The organism is Pseudomonas sp. S3_A03, from assembly GCF_054668275.1.
This window is the reverse complement of the sequence record NZ_CP162753.1, coordinates 5,900,614-5,917,296: the sequence shown is the minus strand read 5'-3', so window position 1 is coordinate 5,917,296 and position 16,683 is coordinate 5,900,614. Positions and strand designations below refer to the sequence as shown.

Annotated in this window: 16 protein-coding genes and 1 pseudogene; 8 read left to right on the top strand and 9 right to left on the bottom strand. The window is 60.8% G+C overall.

Annotated features, from left to right (window positions below; translation table 11 throughout):
* Positions 1 to 8: 8 nt before the first annotated feature.
* The 3 genes and pseudogenes from sixA to AB4O25_RS27315 all read right to left on the bottom strand — a co-directional run bounded on the left by sixA (position 9) and on the right by AB4O25_RS27315 (position 1,837).
* Positions 9 to 458: a phosphohistidine phosphatase SixA gene (sixA, locus tag AB4O25_RS27325; protein ID WP_017529293.1), complete on the bottom strand. Its 450-nt coding sequence runs from the start codon at positions 456 to 458 to the stop codon at positions 9 to 11.
* On the bottom strand, positions 455 to 802 hold the full coding sequence (locus AB4O25_RS27320) for a DUF4389 domain-containing protein (RefSeq protein WP_017529294.1): 348 nt from the start codon (positions 800 to 802) through the stop codon (positions 455 to 457). Before AB4O25_RS27320 ends, sixA begins: the two co-directional genes overlap by 4 nt.
* A gap of 10 nt (positions 803 to 812) precedes the next feature.
* A pseudogene (locus tag AB4O25_RS27315) lies at positions 813 to 1,837 on the bottom strand (NAD(P)H-dependent glycerol-3-phosphate dehydrogenase).
* A gap of 195 nt (positions 1,838 to 2,032) precedes the next feature.
* On the opposite strand from AB4O25_RS27315, the gene AB4O25_RS27310 reads away from it, so the two are divergent.
* The 5 genes from AB4O25_RS27310 (at position 2,033) to fabB (ending at position 8,970) form a co-directional block, all read left to right on the top strand.
* Positions 2,033 to 4,144 (top strand): TonB-dependent receptor plug domain-containing protein, encoded by a 2,112-nt coding sequence (locus AB4O25_RS27310; RefSeq protein ID WP_460150208.1) that lies wholly within the window; start codon positions 2,033 to 2,035, stop codon positions 4,142 to 4,144.
* Position 4,145: 1 nt separating this feature from the next.
* Complete coding sequence (locus AB4O25_RS27305) at positions 4,146 to 5,075, top strand: ABC transporter substrate-binding protein (protein WP_017529297.1); 930 nt, start codon at positions 4,146 to 4,148, stop codon at positions 5,073 to 5,075.
* Positions 5,072 to 6,973, top strand: a complete 1,902-nt coding sequence (locus AB4O25_RS27300) for an ATP-binding protein (RefSeq protein ID WP_460150206.1) — start codon at positions 5,072 to 5,074, stop codon at positions 6,971 to 6,973. The genes AB4O25_RS27305 and AB4O25_RS27300 overlap by 4 nt, the downstream gene beginning before the upstream one ends.
* A 249-nt stretch (positions 6,974 to 7,222) precedes the next feature.
* The gene (gene fabA, locus AB4O25_RS27295; RefSeq protein WP_017529299.1) at positions 7,223 to 7,738 is read left to right on the top strand and encodes a 3-hydroxyacyl-[acyl-carrier-protein] dehydratase FabA; all 516 of its coding nucleotides are present in this window, start codon (positions 7,223 to 7,225) and stop codon (positions 7,736 to 7,738) included.
* An 11-nt stretch (positions 7,739 to 7,749) separates the two neighbouring features.
* The gene (gene fabB, locus AB4O25_RS27290) at positions 7,750 to 8,970 is read left to right on the top strand and encodes a beta-ketoacyl-ACP synthase I (RefSeq protein ID WP_017529300.1); all 1,221 of its coding nucleotides are present in this window, start codon (positions 7,750 to 7,752) and stop codon (positions 8,968 to 8,970) included.
* Between the two features lie 97 nt (positions 8,971 to 9,067).
* Here the strand turns inward: fabB and AB4O25_RS27285 are convergent, their stop codons facing one another.
* Entirely contained in the window at positions 9,068 to 10,069 is a 1,002-nt protein-coding gene (locus AB4O25_RS27285; protein ID WP_065877997.1) for an amidohydrolase family protein, read from the bottom strand.
* Positions 10,070 to 10,208: 139 nt separating this feature from the next.
* Here AB4O25_RS27285 and AB4O25_RS27280 point away from each other — a divergent pair, with 139 nt between their 5' ends.
* Both AB4O25_RS27280 and AB4O25_RS27275 read left to right on the top strand, forming a co-directional pair.
* Entirely contained in the window at positions 10,209 to 10,625 is a 417-nt protein-coding gene (locus tag AB4O25_RS27280; RefSeq protein ID WP_017529302.1) for an OsmC family protein, read from the top strand.
* Between the two features lie 64 nt (positions 10,626 to 10,689).
* Positions 10,690 to 11,556, top strand: coding sequence for a pirin family protein (locus AB4O25_RS27275; protein ID WP_135196748.1), 867 nt, complete (start codon positions 10,690 to 10,692; stop codon positions 11,554 to 11,556).
* A gap of 97 nt (positions 11,557 to 11,653) precedes the next feature.
* Here the strand turns inward: AB4O25_RS27275 and AB4O25_RS27270 are convergent, their stop codons facing one another.
* The 4 genes from AB4O25_RS27270 to AB4O25_RS27255 all read right to left on the bottom strand — a co-directional run bounded on the left by AB4O25_RS27270 (position 11,654) and on the right by AB4O25_RS27255 (position 15,368).
* A complete protein-coding gene (locus AB4O25_RS27270) occupies positions 11,654 to 12,382 on the bottom strand; it encodes a dienelactone hydrolase family protein (RefSeq protein ID WP_065877992.1) in 729 nt (242 codons plus the stop codon).
* A 66-nt stretch (positions 12,383 to 12,448) separates the two neighbouring features.
* Positions 12,449 to 14,353 (bottom strand): molecular chaperone HtpG, encoded by a 1,905-nt coding sequence (gene htpG / locus AB4O25_RS27265; protein ID WP_026067377.1) that lies wholly within the window; start codon positions 14,351 to 14,353, stop codon positions 12,449 to 12,451.
* Between the two features lie 89 nt (positions 14,354 to 14,442).
* Complete coding sequence (locus tag AB4O25_RS27260; RefSeq protein WP_017529306.1) at positions 14,443 to 14,895, bottom strand: PaaI family thioesterase; 453 nt, start codon at positions 14,893 to 14,895, stop codon at positions 14,443 to 14,445.
* Positions 14,892 to 15,368, bottom strand: a complete 477-nt coding sequence (locus AB4O25_RS27255; RefSeq protein WP_065877990.1) for a PaaI family thioesterase — start codon at positions 15,366 to 15,368, stop codon at positions 14,892 to 14,894. Before AB4O25_RS27255 ends, AB4O25_RS27260 begins: the two co-directional genes overlap by 4 nt.
* Positions 15,369 to 15,526: 158 nt before the next feature.
* Here AB4O25_RS27255 and AB4O25_RS27250 point away from each other — a divergent pair, with 158 nt between their 5' ends.
* Complete coding sequence (locus tag AB4O25_RS27250; RefSeq protein WP_010211724.1) at positions 15,527 to 15,778, top strand: hypothetical protein; 252 nt, start codon at positions 15,527 to 15,529, stop codon at positions 15,776 to 15,778.
* Between the two features lie 41 nt (positions 15,779 to 15,819).
* On the opposite strand, the gene AB4O25_RS27245 is transcribed toward AB4O25_RS27250, so the two are convergent.
* Positions 15,820 to 16,620: a DUF599 domain-containing protein gene (locus AB4O25_RS27245; RefSeq protein ID WP_460150204.1), complete on the bottom strand. Its 801-nt coding sequence runs from the start codon at positions 16,618 to 16,620 to the stop codon at positions 15,820 to 15,822.
* Between the last annotated feature and the right edge of the window lie 63 nt (positions 16,621 to 16,683).

Here is a 16,683-nt window from a genome sequence, read left to right as displayed (position 1 = left end):
GCCAGCGCCTAGGGGTTCTTCACGCTCACCAGGCTCATCAGCCCCGCCAGCGGGAAGTCGCCCTCCAATTCCGCCAGGCTGGCGGTGTACATCGGCTGCGGCTGGCGTTGATGGCCATGCTGCAAAAAGCTGATCAGGCTGCCGACCAATGGCTGATGGCTGACCAGCAGCACAGTGTCATCGGTCTCGAGTTTTTGCAGCACCTCCAGTGGGTTGCCCTCCGGGGTCAGCCACGGCACGGTGCGGACCTGAGGTTCAAAACCAAGGGCTTCGCGCACCAGTTGCGCGGTCTGCTGCGCCCGTACGTAGGGGCTGGCGATGATCGCCGTGATCGGCTGGCCGATCAGGTGCGCGGCGCTGCGCAGCACTTCGGCGCGGCCATGCTCGGTGAGGTTGCGTTCAGCGTCGGTAGGGGCATGCCCCTCGGCCTCACCGTGGCGCAAAATCCACAGCTTCACAGTTTCGGCTCTTCATCACGCACCGGGTGCGGCGCCGGCGGCACGCTGTGGGCGGCCTCGCCCTCCGGTGCGCGCGGGGTGGGCCAATCGGCGAAAGGCCAAGGCTTTTGTTCGCTGTGAAAGCTGCCGAAGCGGCCGATCTGCGCCAGGAACTGGCTGAGGCTGTCGCCGAAGTTCATCAGGCCCAGGCTCGGCGCGCCGTACACCAGGCGGTAGATCAATTGCACCACGACCAGCGCGCCAAGGAGGAACTGCGCCACTTGCCACACCAGGGCAAACACCAGCATCCAGAGAATGCGCAGAACAATGGATTCGTATTGGGGGGCTGCTTTCGGATCGTTCATGACGCGTTCCTCAGTTGAAACCACTGGTGGAAATAAAGTCGACATCGGTTTTCGGCTCGGCGCGCATCAGCAACTCGATGACCTGATTCAAGGTGCGCCCTTCGAACAGGATCGCGTGCAGCCCGGCGACCAGCGGCATATACACGCCCACTTCCTGAGCCTTGGCCTTGAGCACCTTGAGCGTGTTGACCCCTTCGGCCACTTCGCCAAGACGCGTCACCGCGTCGTCCAGGCTCAAGCCCTGGCCCAGGGCGAACCCCACCTGGTAGTTGCGGCTTTTCGGCGACGAGCAGGTGACGATCAAGTCGCCCACGCCCGCCAGCCCCAGGAAAGTCATCGGGTTGGCCCCCTGGTTCACCGCGAAGCGGGTCATCTCCGCCAGCGCCCGGGTGATCAGCATGCTCTTGGTGTTTTCGCCCATGCCCAGGGCCACCGCCATGCCGGCGATGATCGCGTAGACGTTCTTGAGCGCGCCCCCAGTTCGACGCCGAAGCGATCGCCGCTGGCATACACCCGGAACGTACGCCCGTGCAACACCGCCTGGACGCGCTCGCACAAGGCCTCATCTTCACTGGCGACCACGGTGGCGGTCAGCGCATGCTCGGCCACTTCCCGTGCCAGGTTCGGCCCCGACAGCACACCAATGCGCGCCTGGGGGGCGATGTCTTCAAGGATTTCGCTCATCAGCTTGAAGGTCTGCGCCTCGATGCCCTTGGTCAGGCTGACCAGCATTTTGCCCGCCAGGCGTTCGGCGTGAGGCGCCAGCACTGAGCGCAACGCGCTGGACGGCAGCGCGACAAAACACAGCTCGCAGTCGGTCAGGGTGGCCAGCAGGTCGGTAACCGGTTCGACCGCCGGATGAATCTTGATGCCTTTAAGGTAACGAGGGTTTTCGCGATGCACGCGAATGGCCTCGGCTTGCTCGGGATCACGCATCCACTGGCGCACCGCGTGGCCGTTCTCGGCCAGCAGGTTAGCCACGGCGGTACCAAAACTTCCGCCTCCCAGGACCGCAATAGGGCGCTGTTCAGTCATATGCAATCCGTTAATCCATACCAGTGGCGATGGCGGCATTATACGGAGCGGCCCGTTTGCGGCCAGCCCCCGTGTCAATTCGTGCGCCTGTCGGAAAATGCCATGTCTGTGTGAAGTAATTGCAAGGGCGACGACTGGCAAATGGCCCCGCCTCGGTTAACATGGGCGGCTACCCGTCATTATCAAGGCCGTGTCGTGTCTCTGGGCCCTCCTCCCCGTTCATCTGTATTGCTGATGCTGCTCTGCAGTGGCGCCGTGCTGGCCGACGACCTGTTCCTCGACAGCCAGCCGCTGCCGCAGGTCTTGACCGCCACCCGCCTCAAGCAGTCGGCCGCCGCCGTGCCCGGCAGCATGACCGTGATCGACAGCGAATTGATCAAGGCCAGCGGCGCGCGGGACGTCAGCGAACTGCTGCGCCTGGTGCCGGGGATGATGGTCGGCTACACCACCGGCAACCAAGCGGCGGTGAACTACCACGGCACCAGCGCCAGCGATGCGCGACGCATGCAAGTGTTGATCGACGGCCGCTCGGTGTATCGCGCGGGCCTGGCCACGGTGGACTGGAGCGACATTCCGGTGGCCATGGAGGATATCGAGCGCATCGAGGTATTCCGTGGCCCCAACACCGTCAGCTACGGCGCCAATGCGCTGATGGCAGTGGTGAATATTCTTACGCGCTCGCCGGCCAACAGCCATGGCTCGCGGGTAAAAGTCATTCGCGGCGAACGCGGAATCAACGACTTTTACGCCAGCCAGGGCGTGGGTTGGGAAACCGGTGATTTGCGCCTGACCTTGTCAGGGCAACAGGACGAGGGCTTTGACAGCGATGCCGCCGGCGCCGACCGCCGCGACGGCCGCCGCCTCAACCGCTTCAGCCTGGCAGTGAGCCAGACGTTGAATGCGCAGCAGAGCATCGACTGGCAGCTGGACGCCAAGGAAGGCACCAACCAACGCCCGTACACCTACACACCGGTATTTGCGGGGATTAACGAAGGTGGCGACAACTCCGACGTCAGCGCCAAGGACTACGCAGGCTCCCTGCGCTGGAACGTCGACTTCAACCCCGAACACAGCCTGTATGTGCAAGGCTCGGCCCAGCAGTGGGACCGCCGGCAAATCTGGAAAGCCTGCGACGCCAAGGTCTCGTTCAGTCCCGAGCTGACCCAGTTGTGGCAGCTCAACCCCAACTACGCCGAGCTTCTGGCCCGGCATATGGATACCTTCAGCAGCGCCCCACCCGGCAGCGCCGCCGAGCAGGCCTTGGCCAACCAGGTGCTCGATCAATGGCGCAACGGCGCCAACCAGAGCGTGTGCGGTGACATCGACCAAAGCACCCGCGAAAGCCGATACGACCTGGAGATCCAGGACACCCTCAGCCTGTCCGACAGCCTGCGCCTGGTCAGCGGCATCAACTACCGCTACGACCGCGCCGACTCCGACACTTACTTCAACGGCACCCTGGACGACACCACCTGGCGCCTGTTCGGCCAGTTGGAATGGCGTGCCAGCGAGCATTGGTTGCTGCAAGGCGGCGCCATGTATGAAGACACGCACCTGAGCGGTCATTCCTTGACGCCCCGAGTGGCCGTCAACTACCTGATCAACCCGCGCCACGGCCTGCGCGCGGTGTATTCCGAAGCGATCCGCTCGCCGGACATGTTCGAGAACAACGTCAACTGGAGCTACCGCGTCACCAACCTCAGTTCCCCCACCTATGGGCAGAACACCGGGCAGTACTTCGTGAAGACCCGCGGCCCGGGCAACCTCGACAAAGAACTGATGCGCTCGCGGGAACTGGGCTACAACGGTTTTGCCGACATCGGGCTGAACATGGACGTGAAGCTGTTCTACGACGAAATCACCAACATGATCAGCTCGCCCCTGCGCAACAACCAGTACATCGCCAGCAACGCCAACCGTTCGCGGTTCACCGGGGCGGAGTCGCAGTTCGACTGGCGCCTGAGCAACGCCGACCGCCTGCGGCTGACCTACGCTTACGTGGACGCCACGACCAGCAACCCGCTGGACAAAGCGCAAACCGCGCGTAACAGTGGCTCGGCCGGCTGGTTGCGCGAGTGGGGCCAGGGTTGGTCCAGCGCGCTGTTCTACTATGGCGACGACGCACTCAACCAATATCGCTTCGAACGGGTCGACCTGCGGGTGGCCAAGCGCATTGCCCTGGGCAAAGCCAATGTGGAGCTGGCCGGCATGTTGCAACAACGCCTCGATAACCAGCCCACCACCTGGGCCGACAACCATTACGACCATCGCCATGTGCTCTACTTCAGCGCGGAGTTAGAGTTCTGACATGGGCGACTCGTCACGGATGACCTTCTTCTTTATCCATACGCTGTGGCGACGCGCCGTGCTGCTCGCCTGCCTGCTGCTGGCCACGCCCGCGTGGAGCGCCGACATCCTGCTGACCGCCGCCGACGACGCTGCCGGCGTGCAGGCCTTTACCCACGCCCTGGCCGCGCAGCGCCCTGAAGACCGCATCACCTTTACCGCCCTCAAAGACTTGCCGGCACCCAACCGGCTGCCTGCCGGCACGCGCCTGATCCTGCTGGACCTGCCCGGCCTCGACTGGCGCCTGCAAGACCCCCAAGGGCCACCGACCCTGGTGCTGCGTATCAGCCGGCTGCAAGCCCATCAGCGGCCAGGTGTCGCGCAGCACGCGCGCATCAGCCTGTTATGGAGCGATCCACCGCTGGAACGTCAGTTGCAGCTAATCACCAGCATCCTGCCCCAGGCGCGGCGCATCGGTGTGCTCTATGGTGCCGAAAGCGAATTCCTGCTGCCCGAGCTGCGCCACCGGGCGTCGGCACTGGAGCTGGAGATAGTGCCCCAGCGCTGGGACAACACCAGCGACAGTCGCCCGCTGCAAACGCTGTTCAGGAACAGCGACGTACTGCTGGGCCTGGACGACCCGCAGTTATACAACCCGAAAACCGCGAAAAATCTGTTGCTGAGCAGCTACGCCCAGCAATTGCCCCTGGTGGGGCCCAATGCAGGGTTTGTACGGGCCGGCAGCCTGGCCAGCACCTACAGCGACCAGACCGACTGGCTGGCTGTGCTCGACCGCCTGTTGGATCACCCGCCGGCCAATTGGCCACGCACGCTGTACCCGGAACACTTCAAAGTCGTGGCCAACCCACAAGTCGCGCGCTCACTGGGCATCGAACAGATAGACGAAGCCGGCGTGGCCGCCCGCCTGGCCGAAGGAGAAAAACGCCCATGACCTTGCGCCGTCGTTGGGACATCAATACCCGCACCCAGCTCATCACCCTGGGCCCGGCGCTGTTGCTGACACTGCTGTTGATCAGCTTCTTTACCTTCGTGCGTATCCAGGACCTGCGCCAGGAACTGGACCACACCGGTCAATTGATCGCCAACCAGTTGGCCCCCGCCACCGAGTATGGGGTGATTTCCGGCAACAACGAGGTGCTCGAAAGTTTGCTGCGCGCCACCCTGGCCACACCGCACGTGCGTTTCCTGGAGATTCAGGACAGCACCGAACACATCCTGGTGTACGTGGAGCAACCGTCGGAAAAACACGACCGCTCGCTGTCGGTAAAAGTGTTCCAGGCGCCGATTCGCCTGCAGCATATCCAGTTGGGCAATGACTTTTTCCAGGACAACCTCAACGAACCCAAGGCGCCGCGCGCCGATTACCTGGGCCGGGTGATCGTCGGCATGTCCAACGATGCCTTCAGCCAGCGCCAACAGGAGATCCTGTTCAAGGCCGGCATCCTCGCGCTGTTCGCCCTGCTGTTTACCTTCCTGCTGGCCCGGCGCCTTGCCGCCAGCCTGTCGCAACCGATCAGCGCCATGGGCCATGCGGTCAAGGCCATCCAACAAGGCGACTACAAGACGCCGCTGCCGATTGTGGATGACTCCGAGCTGGGCGACCTGTCTCGACATATCAATAACCTCGCCGAAGGCCTCAACCAGGCCAGCCGCGAACAGCAGCAGGCCATGGCCCAGTTGATCCAGACCCGCGAAGAAGCCGAGCGCGCCAACAATGCCAAGTCGGACTTCCTGGCAATGATGAGCCACGAACTGCGCACGCCGATGAACGGCGTGCTGGGCATGCTGCAGTTGCTGGAAACCACCGAAATGACCGAGGAACAGGCCGAATATGCGGCGCTGGCCTCCGAGTCCACCGAACACTTGCTCAAGGTCATCAACGACATCCTCGACTTTTCGCGCATCGAGCGTGCGGCGCTGGAGCTGGAACACATTCCGTTCAACCTGGCCGACCTGATCAACAGTTGCGCCCAGGCCTTCCAGCACAGCGCACAGCAGCGCGGGCTGGAGCTGAAGCTACCGATTCCGCCGGGCATGGAGACCTTGCGGGTGCAGGGCGATCCGACGCGCATCCGCCAGATCCTGGTGAACCTGATCGGCAATGCGCTGAAATTCACCGAGCACGGCAGCGTCAGCGTCGAGCCGCACTGTCAGCCCCTGGACCATGAGCTGGTGTGGTTCACCTGTACCGTGCGCGACAGTGGCATTGGTATTTCCACCGAACGCCTGGAGTTGATGTTCGATGCGTTCCAGCAGGCCGACAGTTCCATTTCAAGACGTTGCAGGGGTACCGGCCTGGGCCTGCCCATCGCCCGCACCCTGGCCGAACGCATGGGCGGCACCCTGCGCGCCCAGAGTGAAGAAGGCCGTGGGTCAGTGTTTACCCTGGAAATCCCTCTGGCCATCGACCAGCACAGCCTGCCCGCCATTGCCTCGGATGCCGAGGGCAAAGCCAGTGCCGGTGATGGCCGCCATGTGCTGCTGGTAGAGGACAACCCGGTCAACCGCGCGGTGGTCGAAGCCATGCTACGCAGCCTGGGTTTTGAAGTGAGCTTGGCTACCGACGGCGCCGAAGCGATCCGCAGTGCCGAAAGCCTGATTTTCACGGCCATCCTGATGGACTGCCGCCTGCCATTGATCGACGGCTATGAAGCCACTCGGCAGATTCGCCAGTTGCCGGGCTGCGCCGACCTGCCGATCATCGCGTTGACCGCCAATGCCTTGCAGGGCGACCGCGAAGCCTGCCTGGCAGCGGGAATGAACGATTACCTGGCCAAGCCGTTCAAACGCACCGAGTTGCAGCAAATCCTGCAGCGCTGGGTACAGTAGCGCCGCGCCATCAGCCAACTGCGACTGGCGTGAAAGACGAAAGTGCGGCAGTCTTAGGCACCCGAACGGGCCTATAAACAGACCCGGTTTAAAATTTCAGTGAACAAGTGTACATTCAGTGCCTTGAAGCTGTGACTTTCACTACAACGCAATAGTCTATGTGTAGGCTGCCGACATGAGGCATGAACGCTTCATTCGGTTCGGGAAGATTTGCCCTACCCTGCCGCATGGGATTATTGAGGAGCTCGCATGACCAAACAAAACGCCTTTACTCGGGAAGACCTGCTGCGCTGCAGTCGCGGTGAGCTGTTCGGCCCAGGTAACGCGCAATTGCCCGCCCCGAACATGCTGATGGTGGATCGCATCACCCATATCAGCGAAGAGGGTGGCAAGTACGGCAAAGGTGAATTGGTCGCCGAGCTGGATATCAACCCGGACCTGTGGTTCTTCGCCTGCCACTTCGAAGGTGACCCCGTGATGCCAGGCTGCCTGGGCCTCGACGCCATGTGGCAACTGGTCGGCTTCTACCTGGGCTGGCAAGGCCTGCCGGGCCGCGGTCGCGCCCTGGGTTCGGGCGAAGTGAAGTTCTTTGGCCAGGTCTTGCCGACCGCCAAGAAAGTCACCTACAACATTCAAATCAAGCGCGTCCTCAAGGGCAAGCTGAACCTGGCCATCGCCGACGGTTCGGTGACTGTCGACGGTCGCGAGATCTATACTGCCGAAGGCCTTCGGGTCGGCGTATTCACTTCCACTGACAACTTTTAAGGGTTATCCGCATGCGCCGCGTCGTTATCACTGGTCTGGGCATCGTTTCTTGCCTGGGCAATGACAAAGAGACCGTCACCGCTAACCTGCGTGCAAGTCGCCCTGGCATCCGCTTCAACCCGGAATATGCCGAAATGGGTCTGCGTAGCCAGGTTTCCGGCTCCATCGACCTGCCCCTCGAAGAACTGATTGATCGCAAGATCTATCGCTTCGTCGGCCACGCTGCCGCCTACGCCTACCTGGCCATGAAAGACGCCATCGCCGACTCAGGCCTGAGCGAAGACCAGGTATCGAACGTACGCACCGGCCTGATCGCCGGCTCCGGCGGCGCATCAACCCTCAACCAGATGGAAGCGCTGGACATCCTGCGCGAAAAAGGCGTGAAGCGCGTTGGCCCCTACCGTGTAACGCGGACCATGGGCAGCACCGTTTCGGCCTGCCTGGCCACGCCGTTCCAGATCAAGGGCGTGAACTACTCGATCTCCTCCGCCTGCGCCACCAGTGCTCACTGCATCGGTACCGCCGTAGAGCAGATCCAGTTGGGCAAGCAGGACATCGTATTCGCCGGCGGCGGTGAAGAAGAGCATTGGAGCCAGTCGTTCCTGTTCGACGCCATGGGCGCACTGTCCACCCAGTACAACGAAACCCCGGAAAAAGCCTCCCGTGCCTACGATGCCAAGCGTGACGGTTTCGTCATCGCCGGCGGCGGCGGCATGGTGGTGGTTGAAGAGCTGGAACACGCTCTGGCCCGTGGTGCCAAGATCTACGCGGAAATCGTTGGCTACGGCGCAACGTCCGACGGCTACGACATGGTTGCGCCAAGCGGTGAAGGCGCCATCCGTTGCATGCAGATGGCGATGTCCACCGTCGACACCCCAATCGACTACCTGAACACCCACGGCACTTCGACTCCGGTCGGCGACGCCAAGGAAATGGAAGGCGTGCGTGCGGTATTTGGCGACAAGGCTCCGAAAATCAGTTCCACCAAGAGCCTGTCCGGTCACTCCCTGGGCGCCGCCGGTGTTCATGAAGCGATCTACTGCCTGTTGATGATGGAAGGCAACTTCATGGCCGGCTCGGCCAACATCGACGAGATCGACCCGGTCGTCGCCGATATGCCGATCCTGACCAAGACCGTTGAAAACGCGAAAATCGACACCGTGATGAGCAACAGCTTCGGCTTCGGTGGCACTAACGCCACCCTGGTGCTGAAACGCTGGCAGGGTCAGTAAGCCCTGTAGCCCCATGAAAAAGCCCCGACTGGTTCGGGGCTTTTTTATGGGTGAGCCCATGTGGAACCGCCTCGCCTTTACCGCACCTTCATTGCATTCAGCGCTTGGGCAGGATGGCCAGGAAGTTATCGCGGGCCACCTTGCGGGCGATGTCCTCAGGCAAGGCGTCCAGGAAAGGCTCAAAGCGGCGCATTTCCTTACCCAATTTGTTGAAACGCCCCACTACGTCCGAGCCCAACATAAACCGCTCCGGAAAGCGCTCCACCAGCTCGACCCACTCCGCACGAGGCACGCCTGCGTCATCAAGCAAATACGGCGTGAGCATGCTCCAGGACAGGTCGATGTACAGATTGGGGTAAGCCTCCAGCAGGCGGCTCAAGGTGGGCAGCAAAAAATCCATCTGCACCTGATGTCGATGGATCTCTTTGCTGGTACCCGCGTGCGCCCAGATAAACCGTGTGTGCGGGTGGTTGCGCAGTGGCTCTTCGATTTCGGCCAGGTACAACGGGTTGCGCTCGCGCTTGGAGGTGATGTTGGAGTGCAGCATCACCGGCAAGTCGTTTTCGGCGGCCAGGTGGTAAATGCGCGTCATGGCTTCGTTGTTGGCGCGAGGGGTGTCGCCGGACGTCAGGGCCGTGAGGTCATCGTGGCGGGTAAACACCTCACCGATGCCCTGCCACAGGCCTGGGTTAAGGTCGAGCATGCGCTGGATATGCGCGTCGGAATTCTTGTCGTTGGGGTTGAAACCGCTTAGAAACGGATGAAAGTGCTGGCGCTGTTCAGGCGTCAGCTTATTCACGGCCGCGGCGACAATAACGTCGGTGGCGCTGTACCAATAGGCATCTGCGTCATCGCCCGCGTAGTAGCGCGGGCGCTTGGGTTCGTCTTCGTGCCACTTTTTCGCCACGGGGATGCCGGAAATCATCACGTGCTCAATGCGATTTTCGTGCATGGCCTTGAGCAATTTTTCCATGCCCGCCGTTTCCTGGAAAAAATCCACGTAATGCAGGTGCGCGTCGCTGTAGGCATAGTCGCGGGCCTGCACGGCAAGGCTGCTGGCGGCGAACAACAGGGCAACACTCAGGCGGGTCCAGAGCACGATACAACCTCGATCAGGGCGAGTACGAGTAGACCTTGCCTTGCGCGCCGAGGTTCATCATGCAAAAACGTGGAACACCCCAAGGCCCGCATGCTCTATAACTGCATGACCTACATCCTGCCACCCTGTGAGGTTTGCCATGCCTGTTACCGTGAATACACTGAACGCTGAAAATTTTCGCCACAGCGTCAACATCAATAACCACGAGTTGTTTACCGACCTGCCCAAAAGCCTGGGCGGCGACGACTCCGCGCCCTCCCCCCACGATTACTTCGACGCGGCATTGGCGTCCTGTAAAGCCCTGACCGTCAGGCTGTATGCGCAGAAGAAAAACATCCCGCTCACCGGCGTCACCGTGGAAGTGACCCACGACGCCGCCGAGGAACAAAAGGGCAAATACAAACTCGGCGTCAAGCTGACCCTCAAGGGTGTGCTCACCGACGCACAGCGCGACGAGTTGCACCGCGTTGCCGACAAATGCCCGGTGCACAAGCTGATGACCACCGCCGAGATCAGCATCGAGACCACGCTATCGGAAGGTGCGTTCAGCCAATAGCAGCAACCTCTCGTCGAGCGGGTTATGCTCACGGCCAACTAACCCGCTCAGATTGGGACGCACCATGACCCTCCTCACCGTGATCCGCCCTCGCCAGGAAGAGGTTGAAGGCCAGCCGATCCTGCGCCCGCTGCCCTCGCGCGAATGCCGTAGCGTCGGACCTTTTGTATTTTTCGACCATATGCTGTCCACCCGCTACGCACCGGGCAGCGGCATGAATATCCGCCAGCACCCGCATATCGGCCTGTCCACCCTCACCTACCTGTTTGAAGGCGCGTTGCAGCACAAGGATAGCCTGGGCTCCGACCAAGTGGTGCAGGCCGGCGATGTGAGCTGGATGACTGCCGGCAGCGCAATTGCCCACGTCGAGCGCACACCAGAAGCCCTCAAGGCCAGTGGTTTCAGCCTGCATGGGTTGCAAGTATGGCTGGCCTCGCCCAGGGACCACGAAACCGGACCAGGCCATTACAGCCATCACCCCGCCAACAGCCTGCCGGTGAGCGACAACCTGGGCGTGTGGACTCGCATGATCGCGGGCAACGGGTTCTGCCTCGAATCACCGGTGCCGGTGCTGTCGCCCACGCTGTATGCCGAGGTGCGCATGCAGACGGCCACCACCCTGCCGATCCCGGACGAGCATCAGGAACGCGCGGTGTATGTGCTGGAGGGAGAAGCGCAGCTCGACGGCGAACTGTTGCAGGCACATAGCCTGGTGATATTGCCGAGCGGCCAGGCGATGACGTTGTTTGCCGAGTCCGATTGCCACCTGGTGGTGTTTGGCGGCGCGCCATTGGATGGACCGAGGCGGATCAACTGGAATTTTGTCGCGAGTGATCCCGCAGTGATCGAGCAAGCCAGGCAGCGTTGGGCGGCTGGGGATTGGCCGACGGTGCCGGGGGAATCCGAAAGAATTGAGTTGCCTGCGAGATAGCCATCGGAAGCAAGCCCCCTTCCACATTTGAAGGTGTATACCAATCAAGTGTGGGAGGGGGCTTGCTCCCGATGGGGTCGGAACAGGCGCTAGAGAATCAACCCTTGAACACTTCATCCAACAAGTTATGCATCGAGCGGAACGCCCGTGCAGCAGTCTTCGCGTCGTACATCATCTTGCCCGGCACATTGGCGTGCGGGTCGGTGAAGGAATGCACCGCGCCACCGTAGCTCAGCAGTTGCCAATCCACACCGGCGGCGTTCATTTCGTCTTCAAAGGCCGGCAGTTGCTCTTTGGGCACCAACGGGTCGGAGGCGCCATGCAGCACCAGCACCGAACCCTTGATGTTATTGGCATCTGCCGGGTTTGGCGTGTCGAGGGTGCCGTGGAACGATACCGCTGCCTTCAATGGCGCGCCCGTGCGGGCCAGCTCCAAGGAGCAGCAACCGCCAAAGCAGAAGCCGAAGGTCGCCAGCCTGGACGTATCAACAGCCGCTTCAGTCTGGCTTTGCAGTTGCTCAAGGGCCGCCTGCATGCGCTTGTTCAACAATGGGCGGTCATTTTTCAACGGCATCATCGCCGCACCGGCCTCATCGCCATTCGATGGACGCACGGTTTGCCCGTACAGATCGGCAATCAGCACCACGTAGCCCTTGCTCGCGACGGTCTTGGCGATTTCTTCCGCGCCGGCACTCACGCCCATCCAGTTCGGGGCCATCAGCAAGCCCGGCAACGGCCCTTTTTGGCTCGCATCGAACGCCAGGCGGCTCTCATAAGACTGGCCATCAATCTGATAGACCACGGAACGCACAGTGACTTGGCTCATCATTCTCTCCAGTTGAGGTGCACTAGAACGAAAAAACCCGCCGAAGCGGGTTTTTCTACAACGGTGTTAAACCGACAGTTCAACCAACAGCTTGTTCAGTCGGCGCACATAAGCGGCCGGGTCTTTGAGGCTGTCGCCAGCGGCCAGGGCCGCCTGGTCGAAGAGGATGTGCGACAGGTCGCCAAACCGCTCTTCGCTCTGCTCGCCGTCGAGTTTCTCGATCAGCGGGTGAGCCGGGTTGAACTCGAAGATCGGCTTGGAATCCGGAACCTTCTGCCCGCTGGCTTCGAGGATCTGACGCATCTGCATGCCCAGGTCCTGCTCGCCGATGGCCAGGATCGCCGGGGAATCGGTCAGACGGTGGGAAACCCGCACTTCGCTGACGGCATCGCCCAGGGCAGTCTTGATCCGCTCAACCAGGCCTTCTTTGGCCTTGGCGACTTCTTCGGCTTCTTTCTTCTCTTCTTCGGAGTCCAGGTTACCCAGGTCCAGGTCACCACGGGCCACGTCGACGAAGGTTTTACCGTCGAACTCGCTGAGATAGCTCATCAGCCACTCATCGATACGGTCGGTCAGCAGCAACACTTCAATGCCTTTTTTGCGGAAGACTTCAAGGTGCGGGCTGTTCTTGACCTGGGCGTAGGTTTCGCCGGTCAGGTAGTAGATCTTGTCCTGACCTTCCTTGGCGCGCGCCAGGTACTCGGCCAGCGACACAATCTGCTCGCCCTCTTCGCCCTGAGTGGAGGCAAAACGCAGCAGGCCGGCGATTTTCTCTTTGTTGGCGAAATCTTCCGCCGGGCCTTCTTTCATGACCTGGCCGAAGTTTTTCCAGAAGCCTTTGTATTGCTCAGGCTCGTTCTTCGCCAGTTTTTCCAGCATGTCGAGGACGCGCTTGGTCAACGCCGACTTCATGGAGTCGATGATCGGGTCTTTCTGCAGGATTTCCCGCGACACGTTCAGCGACAGGTCATTGGAGTCGACCACGCCTTTGATAAAGCGCAGGTACAGCGGCAGGAACGATTCCGCCTGATCCATCACGAACACGCGCTGGACATAGAGCTTGAGGCCTTTGGGCGCTTCACGCTGGTACAGGTCGAACGGCGCACGAGCCGGCACGTACAGCAGCGAGCTGTACTCGAGCTTGCCTTCGACCTTGTTATGGCTCCAGCTCAGCGGGTTCTCGTAATCGTGGGCGATGTGCTTGTAGAACTCCTGGTATTCCTCATCCTTCACTTCAGTGCGAGGACGGGTCCACAGGGCGCTGGCGCGGTTGACCACTTCCCATTCCTGGGCAGGGGCCTCTTCGCCTTCGGCGGCCGCTTGTTCTTTGGGCAGTTCAATCGGCAGCGCGATGTGGTCGGAGTACTTTTTGATGATGTTGCGCAGGCGCCAGCCGTCGGCGAATTCGTCTTCACCGTCTTTGAGGTGCAACACGATACGCGTACCGCGGTCGGCCTTATCGATGGTGGCGATTTCAAACTCGCCCTCGCCCTTAGAGGCCCAATGCACACCTTCGCTGGCATCAAGGCCGGCACGACGGCTGAATACTTCAACCTTGTCGGCCACGATGAAGGCCGAGTAGAAGCCCACGCCGAACTGGCCGATCAGGTGCGAGTCTTTCTTCTGGTCGCCCGACAGGTTTTTCATGAAATCGGCGGTGCCGGATTTAGCGATGGTGCCCAGGTGGGTAATCGCATCGTCACGGCTCATGCCGATACCGTTGTCTTCGAGCGTGACGGTCTTGGCGTCTTTGTCGAAGCTCACACGGATTTTCAGTTCGGCGCCACCTTCCAGCCACTCGGGCTTGGACAGGGCTTCGAAACGTAATTTGTCGACAGCGTCAGAAGCGTTCGAGATCAATTCGCGAAGGAAGATTTCCTTGTTGGAATACAGCGAATGGATCATGAGGTGCAGCAGTTGCTTCACCTCGGTCTGGAAGCCCAGGGTTTCCTTTTGAGTTTCCACACTCATGGTCATCAAACTCCAATTGGATGGCAGTGGCCGCCCCCGAAAGGGTTAGCGGCGGGTTGTCATCAGAGTTGGGGCCTAAGACCAGGATTTCAAGGGCGGCTCGTTTCCTCAATCTTGAAATGCGCACGGGCGGTGGCAATGGGTTCCGCCGGCGTGCTTTGCCAGGCGGTGATCGCCACATTCGCCACCCGGCGGCCTTGGCGCCAAACCTGGCACTTGGCGTAGGTGTCGCGGAACTGGCCCGCACGCAGGTAATCCAGGGAGAAATCGATGATCTTCGGCAGGCCGGGGGCGCCGGTAAACACCAGCAGGTGCAGCGCGGCCGACAGCTCCATGAAGCCTGCAATCACGCCACCGTGCAGCGCCGGCAATATGGGGTTACCGATGTTGTCCTTGTTGGCGGGCAGACGAAACAGCAATTCGTCGCCCAGGCGCGTGCATTCGATGCCGATCAGCTTGGCATAGGGGATCAGGTTGAGCAGCGCCTCATAATCTGCGCGTTCATGGGCTTGTTCGAGGCGGGTCTTGAATCGGTGCGTCATGCCTGCTCTCCCTTGATCGTGCTGCGAAAGCCTTGGGTGCCGCTGAGACGCTTACCCATGCGTATGAACGTGCCGACCACATGGGCGATGGGTTGCTGCGGGTCGTCCTGGTAGGCGACACCACGAGTGAAGATCACGTCGGTGGTCACCCGGTAGCACTGAGCGAAACCGTAGACCGGTTTGTGCGGTTCAGCGGGATGCATGTAGTCGATGCGCAGGTCGAGGGTCGGGCACACCTCGAATTCCGGCAGCACGCACAAGGTGGCCATGCCGCAGGCGGTATCCATCAACGAGGTCAGGGCGCCGCCGTGGATGACGCCGGTGGTGGGGTCACCCACGATCGCCGGGGTGTAAGGCAACACCAGCGTCATGCCCTCCTCGCCAGCCTCGTGCACGTTAATACCCAGTACCTGGCAATGGCGCAGGGCCGATACAAATCGCGTCGCACGCTCTAACAATAGGTTTTCGGTCATTCGATCCAGACTCTTATTAGTGTTGATTCGCGCAGTAGGCGGTGCGCGAGAAAGTTCCTTGAACAACGCGGTTTATATATCTGCGTCATAAAAGGAACTAAAACTGAGCCCTCGGGCTCGAAAGGCCAGTAGATATCTTCAATAAGGAGAAACACCCCATGCGCAAGACTTTAGCTATTTCCATGATGTTGGCCGCTGCCCTCGGTCTCGCTGCCTGCGACAAAAAATCCGAAGACAAAGCCCAAGACGCTGCGGCACATTCTGAGCAAGCTCAGAAAGACATGGCCAAGGCTCAGGATAAAGTGAACGACGCTGCGAAAGAAAACGCCGATGCTGCCAAAGCTCAGGCTGAATCGAACGAAGCCGCCGCGAAAGAAGCAGCACCTGCTACCCCTGCCACCGGTTCTTGATACCGCGGCTTGAAATAGCTGGCTGCAAAAAGAAAGCCCGCTTAGATAGCGGGCTTTACTTTGTCTGCCGTTTTTATTCGCAGCGTTAATACGCGCAAGTGGACTAGAGCCGTCTCTTTGACGGTATCAGGCGCCGTCGTATCCGTTTGCGTATACACCATCACTTGCAAGACGTCGGAATGAAACTCGCGGCGATACAGCACGAACACCACCCCCGCGCTCATCAACATGAACAACCAAGGGCTGACGAACCACGCCAGCATGGTCATGCCGAAGTAATAGGCGCGCAGGCCAAAGTTGAACTGGTTGGCCGCCATGGAAATCACCCGTGCCGCGCGCAACGCAAACGCCCTGCGCTCCTGCTCCGACACCAGCCGTTCACCGATCATTGGCGCCGACCCCACCAGCACTGCCGCAAAGTTGTATTGGCGCATGCACCAACTGAACGTGAAGAACGCGTAGACAAACACCAGCGCCAGGCACAATAGCTTGATTTCCGACATGCCCTGGGATGCCTGTTGCACCATGGGAATGTCCGCCAGCAACGACACGGCCCGCTCGGATGCACCGAGCACGGTGAGAATGCCGGCGAGGATGATCAGGGTACTGGAGGCAAAGAACGAGGCATTGCGCTCCAGGTTACCGATCACACTGGCATCGGCGATACGGTTGTCCCGCAGCAGCATGCGACGCATCCAGTCTTCGCGGTACAGATGCAACACACTGGCCAGGCATGCCGTGTCGCGGGCCTTCCAAGTGGCATAACGGGTATAGCCGCCCCAGCACAGCACAAACCAGAGGGCGGCAAGCAGATGGATCTGATTGGTTTCGACGAATGACATGCGGGTCCTTTTTACACGGTATTGGCTGGCGGAATGCAGTACGAATGTGGAAGGGAGTTTGCC